The following is a 19,432-nucleotide window of genomic DNA, read 5'->3' as shown; positions in this document are numbered from 1 at the left end:
TATGAGTGGCACAACTTGCTCCGGTACGAGTGGCACAACTTGCTCCGGTATGAGTGGCACAACTTGCTCCGGTTTGAGTGGCACAGTTACATCGGTATAGGTGGCACAACATGAGTCAGCCTATCCAATCTTTTCCGATTATTACTTTTTTGTGGAAAAAAGTAACCCAAAAGCCAGACAAAATAAAGCTTCCACCCACAAGGCCAAAGCTAGCCCGCTATTTTGTCGGGCCACCGCTCGTCTTTCAGATATTGATTTGACTTTATGTATAGAATTTCCTCGCTTGACAATACCTATAATATTGAATGATATTATCATTTTATCCTAAAAGCTGCAGAGCAGCGAAATTATGGTAATTTAAAAACAAAAAGCATCTAGGAGTGCCGTAGGTACGATATTACTACCTTAGAGATAATGCCGTCCCGATGGGACTTTAGCAAATATCAACTCTATGTATTACCATAATGACGAGCCGCTGGCTCTTCTATCATGGGGCCTTATTTATATTCTGAAATTGATAGCTTCTTGACCACCCATTAATTTCTACTTGATAATGATAACTATCGGGTCTTTTAGAGGAGGATATAAATTTGAACTCGGTCTTCACTATCACCACTTGTCCAGCTTTTAATGCTGTTTGTACTGATTTTTCCATTCCTCTCCACTCACTGCTATGGTTAACGCAATAGGCTTGTGGAAAGATATTGATAGATTCTGGCAATCCTCCGATACTATCAGCTAGAATATGGCCTCCTTCGTCACGGATTTGAAAAGGAGGCCGTGTTCCGGTGCCTTCATATTTGTTATAGGGAGCCATATCTTCTTCCCTACACATTAATGCTTTGGTTTGTTCGGTATTTACTCTTTTGGGAGCATATAGTTCATTGATTAGATGCTCAGTTTTGATAATCCTCCCCTTTGCATCGGTATTAAATATATGCTGGTTCTTACCATCCTCAATTATATACTTGACATTGTTGGCCAAGGCTGTATGACTCAATAGCGGATTAATTCCTTTTGAGCTTAATGCTTTTCTTCTATTAATATGGATTTCCTTTTTTTGCTCATTGATTTGGGCAAAAGCCCTCCCCTGATAAAGAATTTGGTCTTTATCGAAGCTTAGGCTTTTTGGAAATTCCCAGGTTAGTTTTTCTCCTGTTATTTTTTTGCCTTTACAAATTGTATTAATTTGATGTTTAATTAATGGCATTGTATATTATTTAATTAGAATACTTATAGTTGTAATTAGAACAGCAATTACAATTCCTATTAATAAATAAATAAGTTTACTTGTTCTATCTTGTTTTAATTGCGTTTCTTTTAATTTAATCTCTAATACATTATCGGATTGTATTTTGTCGACAATAAATGATATGTTAGATAATTGTTTTATAATATTAATCTCAATAGCCTTGTTCGTGTTTTTTAATAATTTATTGTTATCGGATAATGCATTGTTAATGTATTCTTGATTTGTAATTAATTCTTCATTGGTAGTATCGGATTTATAAGTTAACTTTTCTAATAAGGTTGTTTGACCTGAATTGGCAGTGTCAATTTTATTTAGAATTACTTCAATTTCATTCTGATTATTAAGAAGATCCGTTATTTGTGACAAATCTTTAGAAACCTGCTTAATTAAGATATCATGATTTTCTTGTATTGTGCTTTCAGTATTCTTTTTAAGAATTGTTATCTCAGAATCTATTTTATTTAAAGATTTTTCAATTTCTGAATTATACTCCTTCTTAAAGTTTTCAATATCATTACCGAAGGATTCTATCGTTTTCATCAAATATTCCTGAGATTCCGAATTCTCATTTTTTATTTCTTTAACAATTGAATGGATATAATCTATTTTCGGGTCAATTTTACTAATAACTGATTCCCCTAATCCTGAACTGATTTCTTTAAGAATATCACTTATTTCAGCTTTATATTCTTCAGTTAATTTTGTATTCTTATTCATTTGAAACAGTTTTATTTTTTATTAGTTTATGATCATCTATAAGAGAATATAGTTTTAGAAAACTTACGAAACTATCATTTTTTTTATTTTTTCTTGGATCCCATAAAGCAACCCTTTTTTCTATATCCTCTAAGAGAAGATGATCAATATTATCAACTTTACTTTTGATACTAAGTATAATCTTCGAATTGTTGGCAATATTCTCTTTTTTATGATTCAGTTTTGATATTTCTTTACTCATATTATTCAATTCGTCATTGCAGCATTCTTCTACTATTTTTCTTAAACTATTTTTAAGATCGTTGAATTCACTTGATTTATTATGTATATAGGTTAATAGACCTTTCTTTTTTTCATTTAATTCACCATCATAAATAAAATATTTCAAAAGATTTTCTTTTTCTCTTAGAGATAGATCTTTAATTCGTCCAACGTGATCTAATTTTTTAAAAAAACTTTGCAAATTCACATATTCCATTCTTCTTACCGAATTATAAATCTTGGTTGTAGAGGTATCAACTTTTTCCTCAAGGAGCTTGATATAATTATTGTATAGTTTATGTGTATTTAGTTTTTTTTCTTTCTTGATATTTTCAATTTGACAAATAGATTCCTTAATTATATCTAAAGTTTGTTCATATTGTTTATTAAGTATACTCTTCTTTGCATGAATCCCTATAAAGCTTTTTTTTAAATCTTCAATCTTATCATTAATTTTTGTGCCTTCTCGCTGTAATACTTTATCTTTAATATTCAGTAAGACTTTTTTCATTGTAGAGATTAAAGAGAAAATGTTTCTGTAATTTGATTTCTTTTTATCTAACAAGATATTCTCTTCCAATTGTTTAATGGTATCAATAGTATTGTATGTAACAAATGTTTTATTGGGTTTTTTGAAGGATGTAAAAAGAATATTTGTATTGATGCTATTAGAAGATAAAATCTTATCAAGCATTTCTTTTACATCCTTAGTCATTTTCTCCATTATCTTCGATAGCACCTCTTTTTTTGATTCATTATAATCATCAATATCAATCAAATCAAATTTATTGGCGATAAAGAAAATTCTTTTAGAACTTGCTTTCAGTAATTTTTCCTCTTCTTTTAAAAGGGTTAAGCTATCTGACAGTGTGTGATCTGAAGCATCTATAAACCAAAAAATGTGTGATTTCCCATTAAAATAATCTCTAACAACAGTATCTGTTACTGGTTCACTAGATGCTAATCCTGGAGTATCAATGATTTTGTGAGCTTTCAAAAACTTTAACGGATACTTTATATTAACTTGACTAATTGCTTTAATAACATCAAAAGATTTTGCAATATCAGATTTTGCAATTATTTTATCTCTAAAAAAACCAATTTGTTCTGTATTATCAAGAGGAATTTTAAAGTCATTATTATTAAATTCATACTTGATTTCTATGGGTATAATTAGCTTTTTAAATTCATTGGCGTTTTTTACTATTATTTCTGCATAAGAATCTGATTTATTATCACAATGTTCTAAAGTTTGAATTATACTAGTCTCTACTTTTGTTGATGCCTTAAACAGGGCATCCTTTTTATTATCTATATCTAGTAAAAAATTATGAAACTCTGACTTACCTGTACTTGTTTTCCCAATAATAAAAATGCTTTGTTTATCAGATTCTAACTCTTTCTCCCACAATTTTATAAGTTTAATGTCTCCTAAAACCTCATCTATGTGCTCTTTTGTATCCAGATTATTTCCTAAATTTATATAAACCTCATCAAACTCTTCAAAAATCTTTTTAACTGGCTCTGATATCATTAATAATAGATTTAAATTTTGTTAGTGCTTTATTGAGAGTGGCTGTATCTTCTAATGTTGGATCTGTTATGATACCAGCTTCTATTCTTTGTTTTTTTACATCAACCAATTTATTCGTTCTATTATTAAACTCTATATTGCATTGTTGAATTATATCATTTTTTGCATCATTAATTTTTTTTGAAAGATTACTCAAGTATAACCACTTATTAAATAGTATCTTACCATTGCTTAGGTTAACTCCAATTTCTATGGCCACCTCCATAAAATCGGTTAGTGACATTTCTTTATTATCTGATTCTTTGCTAGAATTATCCTTTTTATTCTCCTTGTCTTCGCTGTCTGGTTTAGTTTCTGTATCAGTCTTTTCTCCAATTACCTCCTTAAACTTATCTATATCAATAGATATTTGTTCAAATAGATTTTCGCTTAGTATTGGTAATAATGGAATACTAAAATTCAATAATTCATTATCATTTCCTAATTGACGCCAAAACTCTTCCCAATTCAATTCAAATTTCTCTTTTTGCTCCTTTAATGATAAGTTTTGCATAGAATAAAGCTTACTAAAGTTTTTCCCATAAATACCATCTTCACAGATTTTTTGTAACCAGTTTAATTCGGAAGTTATACCATTAATAGATTTATATCTTTCATCATCAACCTTCTTCTTTTCTGTTTCAAACCAAAGCTCATTTTCTCTATTTACAAGATTAATATACGTATCACTATCAATGGATAATTTAGCTAATTTATCTTCTGTCAAACTTAAATAATACTTAGTTGTTTTTATTAATCTGTTTTCTTCTGCTGTTTTTTTATAAACCTCATCATTACTACTTATATGTAATTGCAATTGGTCGATACCATGATTATCTCTTCCTTTATAAAAATCATTTGATGATATTATTTGATGATGAGACACATTAATCCCTTTAAAGCTCGTGCCTAATCTGTTTTTAACAAGCTTAGGTATCGTTTTTCTAGTAACCCCTTCATCGGGGTCTGTATCATCTCCCATTGTAAACAGAACAATAATAGGAATGCCTGCTTCAGATATTGATTTTAGTAATTCGTATTCAAAGGGATTTGTTTTTGCCCTACAAGGAGAAAAGAAGTATACAATATTTGCCTCATCAATCATCTTATTAGAAAAATCATTATTCCTGCTGAAATCAAATACCCCTGGAATATCAACAATGGTTCTTCCTTTTAGAGCCTTCTGATTTAAGGTGATTAGATACTTTTCGCCAACGGTATTTAATGATTTAAACAATTCTTTCCTGTCAATATAATCTATAGGAATACTGATTATACTATTGTCTGATCTAATAATATTTTCTTCTGTACCCTTTTTGAACCTAAACTCTGTTTTGGTGGAAATATCAGTACTAGTAAACAGCTCGTCTTTTTTCATATTGAATAAAGCATTAAGAAATGTTGTTTTCCCAGTTGAACTCTTACCACATAAATAAATTACTGGTTCTTCATTATTTAGATATTCTATAGACCTAATAATAGGAAACCCATTAATTTCAACTTCTTCTTTTAATATATTTATAGCTTCAGATGCTCCCATTCTATATGTTTTTAAATTTGTCTAATTCTAATAAAACATTATCACAGCCTTCTATTCCATCAAGTATATATTTTTTATCCTTTTTATCTTTAGAAAAATTTGAGTTTAATTCTTTCACAACCTCATCAAGTATAATTGTATAAACTCTAATAGCCTCTTCTTCAAAAATATTTCCAAATGATTTTTCATTCTTAAGAGTTTCTTTTAAAGAGGCTTTCATTTCTATATACATGTCTCGAAGGTCTTTTCCAATAGAAATGATGTCCAACATTGCTAGAACCCAACCAAAAGGTCCCATACCAGACTTTGCTCCAGCCTGAGCAACTTTTTTAACGGCAACCTTTTTCGCTTCCTTTTGTAATAATTTCCTAATCAATATAACAATAGGTTTAATAATATTCTTCTTCATCCATGTATTTGCACCTTTACGCAAATCTTTTTTAGCCAAATTCTTCATCAATCTTATTATCATTTTTTTTAAAATCGGCTTAAGATGCTTTTGTAAATGTTTTAAAATTTTACTTGTGTCAATATTTGGCGTAATATCTGAATCGTAGTTACCTTTAATATTAGCATCTACATTCTTTTTTGATAAATAATCCTTTTGCATCTTTATCATAATATACTCTATTTGAGTATTCGCTTCTTCTGCAAGGTTATTAATTGATTTTGGTAAAATTATTTCAATTCCCTCTTCTATTATCTCTGAAATCTTTTTAGATATAGTGGTTTCGGTATTGCCTTTTAAAATTTTCGGAGTTAAAGTACCTAATATTTCCTTGAAAAAATCATACCCACCGATATCTTCATCTATTTTTTTAGATATAAAATCAATAAGATCATCTGAATATGTGTCAGTTTGAAATCCAATTTGTTTTTTATACCAATTGTTATATTCTGATTTTAAAATTGTAATTATTCCTTCAAAAGCGTTTAGCCTATCTTTTTCTTCTGATCCAAGTTTATCTTTTTCTGATGCAAGATTATCTTTTATTTGTATTAATCTTGAAATACTGTTGTCTTTATTATCACTTGTTGATAGGATTCGATTTAATCTACTATATACAGAATTGTATTTTGATTCCTTTGATAACGGAATCAAATAATCCTCTGAAAAACGACCAAATGAATTGTATTGAGATACTTCTCCTAGAAGTTCCCTTCCTTTTTTTGTATACAGTGCAGAAGTGGAATTTTCATTTAATTCACATATTCCTTGTTCTAAACAAAAATTATAAAAACCTTCTAATTCGAATTCGTCACTTAAAAGAGGAGTTTGAATATTTACAATGCCATAAAGGTTATATTTCCTTAGTATTTCAATATTATTTTCTTCGTCACTATAAGCAAAGCTATGATGAAGAAAATTATATATCATCTTCAATTTGTCTTCTTCTTCATCAAGATATTCTAAATCGTTTATGAATTTAAGATTTTCCTTATGTGAAAATGCAATTTGAGCAAACTTACCATTTAATATAAATAGCCCAATCTTACCATCTACTCTGATGAGTCTATCATTTTCTAATTTTGACATAAACTGACTAACAACATCAGTTACACCACTATTTTCATCTTGCCTATATAGTTTGTCGGGAAAAGTAATAAGTCCAACAATTTTATCATTATCAGCATGTATCTTTTGAATTAACCAACTATTGTAATTATCCAAAATTTGTTCGGAACTATTTACCCAAAGAATAATATCTGCCTCAGCAAATAAATGCTGCACTTTCGGATAGAAATCCTCTGTTAAAACATTCATTCCAGGTGTATTTATTAACTCTATTTCTTTTAATCTTTCGTTATCAATATAAAAAGTTACATGTTTTATGCTCTTAACAAAGGAATCGTCTTTTTCTTTGCGTTTTACTTTATCTATTAAAATGGTTGCTTCCTCGATCGAAGTTTGTTCATTACTGCCATCTTTTAGTTCAAATACTGCTTGATTTAATAAAGATTCTTCTGGTGGGTATGCTAGTCTAATTACCGCACTTTCGTTTTCCAAAGTAGTACTAGGCATTAGAGCTTCTCCAAGTAGCAAATTTACGATAGTTGATTTTCCAGTTCCTTGACTTCCTACAACTGCAATTTTAAATGGTGAATCAAGGTCATCCGATAATTGCAAGAACCGCATTCTTATCCCCTCTACTATTTCAAATATGCCTTGTTCATCTTCACCAGATGAATCTGTGCTTTTTAGTTCGTTTAGTTTCTCTGGTAAACTACTAATTATATCAGATAGTCTTTTAGCTGAATAAACCAAGTCTGTTTTTAATATATTTGATTTTGATTCTTCCATAAGTATTTGGTTCAATATTATGTTGATTGTTTCTCGTTTTTGGTTATTAATCAGATGGTATTCATACCTGAAAAAATATTTTCTATTACTTCATCTCCTCCACTTGTAAATAAGCTCCATTCAAAAGCCCAGCCTTCTTCACATCTAATCCATAGATGCGCATAAAGGCCTCGGCTACTAATTTTCCGCCATTGGATAATACTGGATTATTGGTGGTGGGCATATTTACTTGAATACTCATTCCTTTTTCAAAGGCTATGGTATTAGAGTTACCTGAAGATTTCAGACTGACTTTGTATAGGGGCATAATTTTGCGCTTTATGTGGTTAATTTGGCAAGCGAAGATAGCTGCGAAACGGACAAAAAGTGTCTAATTGCTGTATGGAAGTATATTTTAATGAAAGAAAAATACTGGATTAGAATTTAAAGCCTAAAAACTTGTTGAACAGTAGAAAAATGGGAAGAAGAATCACTGATAGTATTCCAAAGACTTCTTTAAATGAAAGACAATATCATCGGCCACATGTTTAGGACTGATGACTTTTACCCACCTATTATACTGGAGTATTTCCATGAGGAATTCATAATTGGGCTGAAGTGTCACCTCAATAGCTCCCCAGATATCTGGGTTATTATAATCGAGCTCATTGGTATCTAACGACTTGGGCATCTCAATTACTCTTTGTGAAGCATGCATCTTCCGAATCATTAAATATTTAAAATGATGATTAGCTACTTTGATTATAATTTTCTCTGTTGGAGTATCATCCACCAAAATACCTATTGAATTTTTGAAATACTCTTGGGCATTAAAAGAAACTGGATGCTCCACTTTCTTCTTCGTTATGATTAATTCTTCAATTCTATCATCTAAACTAAAGGAATAAATGCCATGTTTTTCGTGATGAGCCACCAAATGCCAATGTTTGTGCGCTTCTTTTAAATGAAGAGGCTGTACATAGAGATCAAGGTTTTCAAATTTATTATTATCGTACCAACCAGAGAATTTGATATGTATTTGCAAATGATTTTCTATGGCATAAATGATTTTTGAGAAATCGAAGCGCCCATCCAAGGATGTATTTTGAGGACTAATATATCCCTGCCATTCTCGATTTTTAGTTTCCAATAAAAATAGCTCCGTCTTTTCATAGAGCTCTTTCAATAAATCAGCTTTGCCCTCTTCAATGGATTTAATAAAATATCCGAAATTTCTTTTATGTTCTATCTCAACTCCAGTGAAACTTAAGATTTTATCCAGGTCCCTTTTTACATTTTTTTGAGAATAAGAATCTAGTTTTGCATATAGAGGATGGTGCAAATTCTGAGACATAGTATTTTCTAATGCCCTTTGCAATTGTTCTAAAGATACATATTGATCAGTATCGATACTGTACTTTATAGGATTCTTAATAATGCTTAAGATATAATATCTTCGTAGAAAGTCAGCGGTCATAGTAAATCGGTAAATTCTTAGGTTATTTTAGTTCATTCAGTTTAATAATTATTATATGCGTAAAATTAGGACTTATTTTCTAAATTTGAGCTCCAAATTATAAATTAATGCTATCTATCTTTAAAAAAGCTGATTATCAGAATACAGCTTGGTTTTTATTAGAAAAATTAATTCAACTTATTGTCGGTGCTTTTATTGTCCCTCAGATATTCTCTTCCCTAGGTGCTAGCAATATGGGTGAGCTCAAATATGCCATGACCATCATTGGTGTTTTTGCCCCTATATTCTCTTTGGGTTTACTGGACATTAGCATCAGAGAAATGATATTCCATCCCAAAAGAACAAATGCTATAATTTCAACTAGCCTTTACCTTCAGCTTGGCAGTTGGCTGCTCGTTTTTCTGGGTTTCGCCATATTTCTTGTTTTTTCAGTTGACAAAAGTCAATTTCTACTTTATGCTATTATTGCCTTAAGCTATTTAACTCGTTTGTCTAATATTGCTGAGTACTTCTTATTAGCAACCAAAAGAGTAAAATATATCTTTATTGCAAAAATTTTAAGCCTCCTCATCATTACTTTATTTCAATATTATGGAGTAAAGAATCAATATAGTATTATATACTTTGCTGAAATTACAGCTCTTGATTTTATCATTCAAGGATTGATATATTTCGTGATTTTTAAGTATAATAATAGCATTCATTTAAAACTCACTCGATTTTCTAGCATCATCGCAAAGACATTATTAAAATCTTCCTACCCATTAATCATTACACAATTCTTATTGTATCTATACCTATCCTTGGATAAATTTTTTCTTAAATATTACATGGACAATGAAGCCATTGGGCAGTTTTACTCAGTGAAATTTTTAGTCATCACGCTAACTTGGAATTTTGGATTTGCCATCATCAATGCGTTATATCCTGCTATTGCCAATTCGTATAAAAATAACAGACCACAATATGTACGAAGAATGTCGGTTCTATTAAAAACAGTATCTGTCTATGGCCTTCTCATCGTTATTTTCTATCATCTTTTCGGGGATTATATTTTATCTAACTATTTTAACGAAACAGACTCGGAAACCTTAAATGCATTAAAAATATTCTGTTGGGCTCCTTTAATTGTTTTTATAGGAATGATTTATGAGAAACACATTATCAATAATAATAAACTCTATAAAGATGCCATAAGATTTGCCATTGGTATTATCGTTAATATCATTTTTTCCATTCTTCTTATTCCAAAATATGGTATTTCTGGTGCTGCAATTTCAATCCTTGTTAGTCATCTTGTCATTAATATTGGATACATATTCATAGATAAAGAAAGCCGCCGGCAAGCTATTTATCTACTTAGAAGACAATAATTATTGGTATCATACGCCAACCTTCTCCTTAATCACATCCCAAGTGGAGCTCACAAAAATAGCTGCTATTAAACTTAAAAGTGTTTGGGTGGGAATGGCCAAAATAGCAATAAGAAAGTTAGAGCGGCGAGCGGTAAAGACTAAATTCCAAATCCAGCTGATTAGGAATAATATTTGGCCAAGATTCACCAAAACCTCTGATTCTTCTGACCAGCCCACTAAGAGTACGGGGAAACCAATATAAGTTCCCAAAGCCCCAATGGCGAGATTCCTCCAGTTTAGTGTACTGCATTCATATTTCACTTGTGATAATATCTCAGCAATAATGCCACTGAGTATTAGCCCTCCTAATAAATACCAGCCATATCCGTTGTTAATAATTTCTGTTATGGTTTCCATAATCTTTTTTTTGATGTGTTAAATTAATTAATCGTTAATATCTCTTGAAAATAAGGTCCACTGCTCCATCTATTATACCTCCAAACCAATGTCCTGAAACTTTTCCTATTTTAAATATCTCGTTTTGTGCAAATTGCTTTTCCACTTGTGAGAATATAGGCTCAAAAAAGCTCAAGCCATTATTTTCATCTTTCTTAGGGTTTTCAGATTGACTATTATTCATTTTTGCCCTCCTTCTGATTCCAATTGTTATAATTCTTTTCTGCTTCTTTGCCTAAGGCATAACCAAAACCTATTGTCAATAGGCTGATACTCCCTTTGATGATAAACTTTACTAATTCACCTGTTTTCATAATTCTAGTTTTATGATTGATATTGTTTTAAATTGTCGATAAGTTCTTGTTTGATTTCCTCAACCAAATGAGCTGGTTCTAATACTTTTACTTGAATGCCATTTTTCTTGATGACCTCTTTCAACTCCCAATTAATACCAACTTTCAAGGAAATGACCAAGCCATTTTCATCATCAGAAATAACCTTTTGTGTTGGGTGTATTGGGGATGATTTGATATATCTTCCTTGTCGAGGAGTGAAAGCCAATACCACTTTTTCTGGTTGGAGGTGCGCTTCAGAAACTCCAATGATATTATTAAATACACTGGCATCTATTTTAGGACGCTCGACTGATTCATCTTTTAGGACATCTATTGATCTAATTCTATCTAAACCAAAGACTCTGATTTCACCATCAACTTTAGACAGAACATACCACCTGAGCTGGTATTCTTTCAATAAATAGGGCGAAAGGATATATTCCTTACGATCGGTTTCCCAATATCCTCTATATGCAATATGAATTTTACGGCCCTTAGCTATGGCCTCACTAATTTCTGGTAAGAATTCATTAACCTCAATATTATTGCTGGTAAATGGAAATATAACATCTTTCTTATTGAGGTTATTCATTTTAAAAAACGTAGAATTCATCAAATGCAGAATGTTCTCGATTTTTGAGTTTTCTTGCTCGTAATCTTTATTTAAACCATAGCCATAATGATTTACATACTGAATTTCTAGGCCAAATTGCTCCCTTAGCTTTTGCAAATCTCTATCAAAGGTACGAGTGGAAAAGTGACCTATCTTTTCAAGCAACACATCCTCAAACTCATTTCTTTTAGTAAAATCTTTCTTTTTGAGGAGGTCATAAATAATGCCTATCCTTAAAATGTGATTATAGTCCTTATTGTCATTCATCGCTTTTTATTTTGTTTATGCAAATAAACAATTTTACTACGCCACTTAGTGTCGTTACGTTTAAAAAGCTTCAAATAAAAATCATAAGATTAGTAGAAAACCACCATTTCAACACCTATTTCACAGAAAAAAAATAGGCCAGCCAAGGACTTTCCCTATATTTACCAAATATTCATTGTGATAGCAGCTTTTTATGCTATTCAAGCAAAAAAGCAAAACACATGCAAGACCATAAGTATCTCTATTCCTATAATTACGATCGTAGTGAGAGTGATTTATGCAAACTCGAATCGAGACACCTATTTAATGAAGATGAAAAGAATAAACTGCTTTTTTCTGATATCAAAATAGAGCCATCCAATAGCGCTTTCATCAAAAGAAGAATCGATATTATTTCATCTTCCGATGACTATGATACACTTATCCTTAAAGCCAAAAAAGAGAAAATACGCATCGATAGCTTCAAAGCAGAGTATGTAGTTTTACACGGCGATAAAACGGAGTATCAGGAACGGCTGAGTAAACTAAAAGACATAGGCTTTTGTATTGATGGAGCACCTGATTATTATAATCCATACATCACTTATGCTTTGGCCTATTATGAAGGTATATGGTATTTTGGAGTTCTGATTAAAAACAATTTCAAATGGCATCAACATAATGATAAACCCTACTCTTATAGTAATTCACTTGGACTTCATACCGCCAAATCTTTGGTAAACATTGCATCGAAAGGAAATAAAGAAATCACATTACTAGATGCCTGTTGTGGTGCTGGAACCATCATATTAGAAGCTTGTTTCGCTGGATATCATATAGAAGGTTGTGATATCAACCCTAAAATATTTCATCATGCGGGTAAAAACATTTCCCACTTTAACTATACCGCAAACATTTATTGCTCCGATATAAAAGACATCAGTAAAAAATATGATGCTGCCATTATAGACCTCCCCTATAATATGTACAGCCGTGCAACAGACGATGAGCTTTTTAATATCATTGATTCTACAGCTAAAATCACAAATCGTATGGTCATTCTATCAACTGAGGATATCACCAATTTAATCAGCAAGGCCCGATTGAAAATTGTAGATCATGGTAGCGTAAGTAAAATAGGAAAGGCCCATTTTGTTAGAAATATTTGGGTTTGTGAAGTTTTAGGAAAAGTTTAGTTTCGATAGCTGTAACACCATTCTCCTGAATTGTGATTTGGTTTTTTTCAATGCCTCACTAAATAAGCTTTGAACTTGGTGGGTATTTTAAATAACACCTCTAGTTTTCTTACTAATAAGCTTTATTATCAATGCTTTCCTATTGCTTATTAAAACACATTAAAAAATTAACACCTTGGCTTGCAACTCATGCTTATTTATATTTTACAAATAAAAAAAATAATATTAACCGCAGTTCAGGAGAACCGCGTTACTCGTATCCAATTGCACAACTCCCTGAATTATTCTTTTTTTTGCGCCACATAAACAAAAAAAAGCGCAACCCAAAGGCCACGCTTAAATATTGAAATTTCTGTATCTTGCTATTCGAATTCTGAAATAATACCACCCGTAGCACGTAATAACTCGGTATGGGTATTGATAAGATTATAAACCGCCTCTAGTCTGCTGAATTCAGAATTGATAAAGATGATTTGAACATCTCTAAAGTTAAAGGAGTTGATGCTTCCATTTTTGAATTTCTCAGTGGATAAATCCAAGTTGAGCTGAGCTGTTTCTAGTCCCACATCAGCAACACTTAATAACTGCTTGCGGATTTGATACATCTCATAAACTGTCAATAGGCCATTACTTAAGGTTTGCTTGATTTGGCTTTCTTGAATATTTCCAATATCGCTTTGTATAATGGATTGCTTGATTAACCTTCGTGTTCTTCCCCCGTCATAAAGATTGAAATTGAGGCTGAAATTCACATAGAAATCGTAGGAGTATGAAGAATTGGGATCTGCTCCAGAATAACGAACATAATTGCTAGCATAATCCGTACCCGAATTCAGGTTCAAAGTAGGCCAAACACTTGCTTTTGCGCTTGCTACATCTTTCTGCAAAATCTCCATATTGATATATTGATTCTGCAAAGTTTTATTGGAGCTGAACATTTTATCCTCTAAATCGAAGTATTTATAATCCTCTATAGTAGGTTCAAACACACTGGTTAGCTCATATACATTTTCTTTCTCCACACCCATTAATAGGTTTAAATTCAATTGAGATTTCTTAAGCTCTAGGCTTTGCAAAAGATAATTGGTAGAATCGCTTAAATAAGAGTTTTTGGCTTGCAGTACATCATAACTAACGGCGGAACCAAATTGCTTTTTGGTTTGCACATAGTTAAATCTATCACGACTCAGCTTTTTCACTCTTTCTATGGTCTTCAACTTCTCTCTATTGAGGAGGCTTTGATAATAGGCCAATACCACCGCTTGAATCTTACTCTCTACCACTACTGCAGCATTACCTTCAGAAAGCTGTTGGACGAGTTCTAGTTTATCTTTTTTAATATAAACATTGAGTCCGTTGAATAACATCCATCGTACTTGAACATAAGGCTGAACACCAGATCGAAGCACATCGTCACGCTCGTCAGAACTCATAGACTCGCTATTGTCGAATCTATTGGTCTGACTGATTCCAACATCTACACTCGGGAACATTCCTGCTGCTCCCCAGGTATTATTTACCTCAGCCGATTCCACATTTTTATTGCTAATCTGGATGTCGAAATTCTTCTCCAAAGCAATAGTGACAGCCTCCTCTAAAGTAAGCGGACTTGATTCTTGTGCACTCATTTGACTCGCAAAAGCCAAAAGCAACACCACTGATATATATTTTAATATTCTCATTTTTCTGATCAATAAATTATTGGATTACTCTTTTACTATCACGCATGGCTGGCTCCACTTCTTCGGCACTTGGCCAAGCAAAAGGAAGCTCTTTAAATTCACCATTCTCTTCTACCATTCTTGGACTTATCCAAAGTTTAATACCCGCATATAACTTCTTCATATCGTTTAAAACCAAAATTAAACTTGGGAAGAATAACAAGATAAATGTGGTTCCAAACAATACACCAAATGCCAATGAAATAGCCATAGGAATTAAGAACTGAGCTTGGAAACTCTTTTCGAGTATTAATGGATATAAACCCGCTACTGTAGTGACAGTCGTTAATAAGATGGCTCTAAAACGAGCCGTCCCAGCTTTATATACCGCTTCTTTCACTTTAAAGCCCTCTAAAATCAAGCTATTATATTTAGCCAAGAACACCACCGCATCGTTGATAATCACCCCAGATAGGGCTACCATGCCCCAAGCAGAAAGCATAGAAACTGGGAAACCTTCGATACCATGCCCCCAAACTGCACCTAACCACCCTAGAGGAATCATCATCAATACAATCAATCCCTGAGTAAATGATTTAAAGTGAATCATGATAAGGAAAATCATAATCATAAAAGCCACACCAAAATACTTACCCATTTCGTTGGTGGCATCGTTACTATCTCTTTGCTGTCCTTGATATTCAATTTTTACGCCTCTAAACTTCTGTTCTAATTCAGGGATAATAGTTTCGTTAATACGAGCCAAAATGGGTGGCACTGGTGCGTAAAAATCAGTTAAATCGGCATCGATTCTAACTTCACGAGCTCCATTATAATGCTTAATACTAACTGGACCACGTTCAATATCATAATAAGCCAATTCGTTAAGAGGATATTCTCCAGCTGGAGTCTTTATCTTCATAAAATCCAGCTGACTTAAATTCAGTCTATCAGATTTTGGATATCTCACCCAGACTCTAACTTCGTCTCTTCCTATTTGAAGGCGCTGTGCTTGGTCACCATAAAAACCTTGTCGTACTTGTGAAGCAATCTGCGCTCTATTTAATCCCAATAGGTATGCTTTTGGTTTTAACTCTAAGCGTACTTCTCTTTTTCCAACAGAATTGTTTTCAGTAACATCTTTAAGCTCCGTGATTTCATTCAATCGCTGCATTAAGAATTGCTTGGCATGTTCTAATTCTTCCAAATCTTTTCCTAAAATACTAATAGAAACAGGTGAGCCCCAACGATTTCTTCCCCCTACTGCAAATTTCTCAACATCTGGAATCTTCCCTATGGATTTACTGATTCTTTTGGCAATATCGGTGGTTTTTATGGGACTTCCTTCCATATCTCTCATGGTAATAAATAAGTTACCCGCATGAGCTCCAGATTCGGTTCCATCAAATGCACCACCTAAACCTACAAAAGTAAAGTCTACAAAAGAAGAAGTATCATTAAACTCTTCCATAATTTCTTTATTCACCTCCCAAACCTTATTTTCTATCATCTTTAAGGTTTCGATGGTTCTTTTCTCACCACTACCAGGCTTATAGGCTACATTAACTGTAATCTGGTCGAATTCCATGGCTGGGAAGAAGGTATAATTAATAAATCCTCCTTTTAATAATCCCACAGTAATCATAATAAAGAATATGGGAGCAAAAATGACTACATATTTATATTTGATCACTACTTTTAACGCATTACCATATAATTTATAGCGCATAAAGTCGATGAACTTTTCTAGTTGTGGACGAATGGTGAATTTAGATCGTCTGTCTTTTCTCTTCAATACTTTGGCATTACCTAGGTGAGCGGGCAATACAAAGAAAGCTTCAAATAAAGAAATACCTAAACTAACAGTAACTACAAAAGCCATTTCATACATCATTTCCATTTGCCCAGTCAAAAGTAAAAGCGGAGAAAAGGCAACAATGGTGGTTAAAACCGAGGTAATAATAGCTGGCATCACTTCCATGGTTCCGTCGACGGCAGCCCGCATTGGAGTCTTTCCGGTTTCAAAATGGGAATATATATTCTCAGCAATCACAATTCCATCATCCACCAGAATCCCGATAACCAGAATCATACCGAAAAGGGAAATCATATTGATAGTTACTCCCATGGCCGCAGCCACCACAAACATTCCGAGGAATGAAGCAGGAATACCAAAAGCTACCCAAAATGATAGCCTTAAGTTTAAGAATAATCCCAAAGCTAATAATACCAATAAAAGGCCAATACCACCATTGGAATAAAGTAAATTCAAACGACTCTTTAACATGGTTAAGAAATCGTAGGTAAAATCCATTCTCACATTATCATGTATCCTATTAAACTCTGCCACATAATCGTGAAGGAATGTTGAAATCTCATCTAAATCTTCTTCTCCTAATTTATTTACTTGAAAAGAAACAGAAGGTTTTCCGTTTTGAAGTGAAAGGCTCGGTGTCTCTGCAAATTGTAGTTTTACGGTTCCGATATCTCTAATTCTTAAACTAGATCCATCATTAGAGGAACGAATAACTAAATCGGCAATCACATCTGGATCTACAGAGCGATATCTGGAACGAATCAGAATTTCTTCATGATCATTTCTAATTAAACCACCACTGATATCCAAATTATTGCTTCTAATGGCAGATGAAACCTCTGAGATACTCAAACCATAACGTTGCAAATTTTCTTGCGAAACCTCAACAGCAATTTCCAATGGCGGTAAACCACTTACATTAAGTTGCGATATTTTGCCAGAAGAATAGAAATCGTTCTCTATCTCATTGGCCATGCGTTTTAAAGTTATCTGATCCACATCTCCGCTTAAACCAATAAATCCCGCTTGCGTTACAGCTCTACGCTTAAAGACAATAGGTTTTTCTGCATCAACTGGAAAAGATGAAATTCCATCCACGGCATTTTTTATTTCTGCTAGAGTGAGGTCAATATCGTATTTACCTGTGGTTTCTATCCTTACAGAAGCAAAGTTTTCGGAAGAAGAGCTTGTAATCTCTTTTATACCCACTAAACCTCTTAATGATTCTTCCACTCTTGTTGTAATTCCCTCCTCCATCTCTTTTGGAGAAGCTCCAGGATAAAAAACCTGAACATTAATAGTAGTGGTACTTCTTTCTGGGAAAAAAGACTTCTTCATATTAGATAAAGAGAATCCCCCAGCAATCACAAGTATGACTATGATTAAGTTGGCGTAAAATGGATATTTTACAAAGGTGCTAACTAAATTTCTCATGTTTTTGTTTTATTATTGGGCGATTTTAACTGGCATTTGGTCAGAAGCATTAATCAAAGATTCAACAACCAAATCCATTCCTAATTCTAAACCACTGATATATGTGGAATATTCATCAGTCTTGGCAATTTGTACTCTTTTCTTCGCTAGCTTTCCATCAATAACCACATATACTTCGTCGAAATTGAATAGAGCGGAACGAGGAATCTCCATCACATTTTCTAATTCTGTTTCTGCAAACTGAGCTTTCATATACATACCTTCGTAGAGTGGGAACTTGCCTGAGTTTTTAAAATCAACATATACCATCACGGATTGGCTTCCTGGATCCACAAAACTAGAAACACGATTTACTTTACCAGTAGTTTGCATTCCTTGATATTCAACTTTTACAGTATTTCCTTTTTTTACGAATGGTACTTCTTGCATATTTAAAGGGACTTGTAATTCCAAAATATCAGTGCGAATCATTTTAGCTACTCTACTACCAGGACTGGCAATGGAACCTACTTCAAGGCTAACGCTTGCGAAAGCACCATCGAACGGCGCATAAATGGTGTATTTTGTCAGTGTAATTTCAGTGCTTTGGATGCTGAAATAATCGTTTAAAATTCCTTTGCTTGCTAAATAGATTTTTTCGTTTTCAGATTTTACCTCAGGAAACTTAGGAAGTTTACTATCGATTTTAATGGCATTAAAGAAAGCTAACCAATTCTCATAATTATCTGCATAATCATATTTTAAATCGGGTAGTACATTGGCAATACTACTGAGAAATCTGCTTTTGGCAGCTTGGAGTGATAATTTAGCCTCCTCATTAAAAATTCTTAACAGAACATCGCCTTTTTTAAAGGATTGACCAGTAAACATAGGAACATCACCATCGAGCATTCTTCCACTAACTTCTGTAATAAGGTCTACCCTACCTGTTGACATCAAGCGACCTGTTTCTTCCACATCTACTTTAGCATGAGTGTAACTTACCTTTTCGGTTTTTACTTCGGGAAGTTCTTTTTCTGTTTTAGGAGGCTTCACCTCTTCTTTATGACTAGCAAAATAATTCATTGCTAAAAGTGCGATAGCTCCAAACAAAACTATTGCGATAAGTGTGATAATAGACTGTCTACTCATCTTGTATAATGATTTAAAATTTGATTTTACGAATTTTCAAAAATAAGACAATAATCCATTCAAATCACATAATGAAAAATGCTTTTAG

16 protein-coding genes are annotated in these 19,432 nt (G+C 32.7%); 2 read left to right on the top strand and 14 right to left on the bottom strand.

Going from position 1 to position 19,432, the window contains the following annotated elements:
- Positions 1-487: 487 nt before the first annotated feature.
- The 7 genes from HNS40_RS15105 to HNS40_RS15075 all read right to left on the bottom strand — a co-directional run bounded on the left by HNS40_RS15105 (position 488) and on the right by HNS40_RS15075 (position 9,101).
- On the bottom strand, positions 488-1,210 hold the full coding sequence (locus HNS40_RS15105) for a DNA/RNA non-specific endonuclease (protein ID WP_172282303.1): 723 nt from the start codon (positions 1,208-1,210) through the stop codon (positions 488-490).
- 6 nt (positions 1,211-1,216) lie between these two features.
- Positions 1,217-1,969: a hypothetical protein gene (locus tag HNS40_RS15100; protein ID WP_172282301.1), complete on the bottom strand. Its 753-nt coding sequence runs from the start codon at positions 1,967-1,969 to the stop codon at positions 1,217-1,219.
- Positions 1,962-3,764 (bottom strand): dynamin family protein, encoded by a 1,803-nt coding sequence (locus HNS40_RS15095; protein ID WP_172282298.1) that lies wholly within the window; start codon positions 3,762-3,764, stop codon positions 1,962-1,964. The genes HNS40_RS15100 and HNS40_RS15095 overlap by 8 nt, the downstream gene beginning before the upstream one ends.
- A complete protein-coding gene (locus HNS40_RS15090) occupies positions 3,745-5,343 on the bottom strand; it encodes a dynamin family protein (RefSeq protein ID WP_172282296.1) in 1,599 nt (532 codons plus the stop codon). Before HNS40_RS15090 ends, HNS40_RS15095 begins: the two co-directional genes overlap by 20 nt.
- Position 5,344: 1 nt before the next feature.
- Complete coding sequence (locus HNS40_RS15085) at positions 5,345-7,645, bottom strand: dynamin family protein (RefSeq protein WP_172282293.1); 2,301 nt, start codon at positions 7,643-7,645, stop codon at positions 5,345-5,347.
- Between the two features lie 85 nt (positions 7,646-7,730).
- On the bottom strand, positions 7,731-7,952 hold the full coding sequence (locus HNS40_RS15080; RefSeq protein ID WP_172282291.1) for a DUF6140 family protein: 222 nt from the start codon (positions 7,950-7,952) through the stop codon (positions 7,731-7,733).
- A gap of 162 nt (positions 7,953-8,114) precedes the next feature.
- The gene (locus HNS40_RS15075; RefSeq protein WP_172282288.1) at positions 8,115-9,101 is read right to left on the bottom strand and encodes a YafY family protein; all 987 of its coding nucleotides are present in this window, start codon (positions 9,099-9,101) and stop codon (positions 8,115-8,117) included.
- A 107-nt stretch (positions 9,102-9,208) separates the two neighbouring features.
- On the opposite strand from HNS40_RS15075, the gene HNS40_RS15070 reads away from it, so the two are divergent.
- Entirely contained in the window at positions 9,209-10,474 is a 1,266-nt protein-coding gene (locus HNS40_RS15070) for a polysaccharide biosynthesis C-terminal domain-containing protein (protein WP_172282286.1), read from the top strand.
- 9 nt (positions 10,475-10,483) lie between these two features.
- On the opposite strand, the gene HNS40_RS15065 is transcribed toward HNS40_RS15070, so the two are convergent.
- From HNS40_RS15065 to HNS40_RS15050, 4 genes are read right to left on the bottom strand one after another with little or no spacing between them, the layout of a single operon-like run.
- The gene (locus HNS40_RS15065) at positions 10,484-10,873 is read right to left on the bottom strand and encodes a hypothetical protein (protein WP_172282284.1); all 390 of its coding nucleotides are present in this window, start codon (positions 10,871-10,873) and stop codon (positions 10,484-10,486) included.
- Positions 10,874-10,907: 34 nt separating this feature from the next.
- Positions 10,908-11,096 carry a hypothetical protein gene (locus tag HNS40_RS15060; RefSeq protein WP_172282281.1) on the bottom strand — a complete coding sequence of 63 codons (189 nt, stop codon included), beginning with the start codon at positions 11,094-11,096 and terminating at the stop codon, positions 10,908-10,910.
- Positions 11,089-11,226, bottom strand: a complete 138-nt coding sequence (locus HNS40_RS15055) for a hypothetical protein (RefSeq protein ID WP_172282279.1) — start codon at positions 11,224-11,226, stop codon at positions 11,089-11,091. The genes HNS40_RS15060 and HNS40_RS15055 overlap by 8 nt, the downstream gene beginning before the upstream one ends.
- A gap of 10 nt (positions 11,227-11,236) precedes the next feature.
- Entirely contained in the window at positions 11,237-12,127 is an 891-nt protein-coding gene (locus HNS40_RS15050) for a YafY family protein (RefSeq protein WP_172282276.1), read from the bottom strand.
- Positions 12,128-12,348: 221 nt separating this feature from the next.
- Here HNS40_RS15050 and HNS40_RS15045 point away from each other — a divergent pair, with 221 nt between their 5' ends.
- Entirely contained in the window at positions 12,349-13,302 is a 954-nt protein-coding gene (locus HNS40_RS15045; RefSeq protein WP_172282274.1) for a TRM11 family methyltransferase, read from the top strand.
- Positions 13,303-13,664: 362 nt separating this feature from the next.
- On the opposite strand, the gene HNS40_RS15040 is transcribed toward HNS40_RS15045, so the two are convergent.
- Genes HNS40_RS15040 through HNS40_RS15030 form a run of 3 tightly spaced genes read right to left on the bottom strand, consistent with a single transcriptional unit; the run spans position 13,665 to position 19,344 of the window.
- Positions 13,665-14,984 carry a TolC family protein gene (locus tag HNS40_RS15040; RefSeq protein WP_172282272.1) on the bottom strand — a complete coding sequence of 440 codons (1,320 nt, stop codon included), beginning with the start codon at positions 14,982-14,984 and terminating at the stop codon, positions 13,665-13,667.
- 16 nt (positions 14,985-15,000) lie between these two features.
- Positions 15,001-18,213: an efflux RND transporter permease subunit gene (locus HNS40_RS15035; RefSeq protein WP_172282270.1), complete on the bottom strand. Its 3,213-nt coding sequence runs from the start codon at positions 18,211-18,213 to the stop codon at positions 15,001-15,003.
- A 12-nt stretch (positions 18,214-18,225) separates the two neighbouring features.
- The gene (locus HNS40_RS15030) at positions 18,226-19,344 is read right to left on the bottom strand and encodes an efflux RND transporter periplasmic adaptor subunit (RefSeq protein ID WP_172282268.1); all 1,119 of its coding nucleotides are present in this window, start codon (positions 19,342-19,344) and stop codon (positions 18,226-18,228) included.
- Positions 19,345-19,432 lie beyond the last annotated feature (88 nt).

Origin of the sequence: Lentimicrobium sp. S6, from assembly GCF_013166635.1 — a bacterium.
In the GTDB taxonomy this organism is placed as follows: Bacteria; Bacteroidota; Bacteroidia; order Bacteroidales; family UBA12170; genus UBA12170.
Note: the sequence above shows the minus strand (reverse complement) of the source record. Positions and strands in the feature narration are given on the sequence as shown.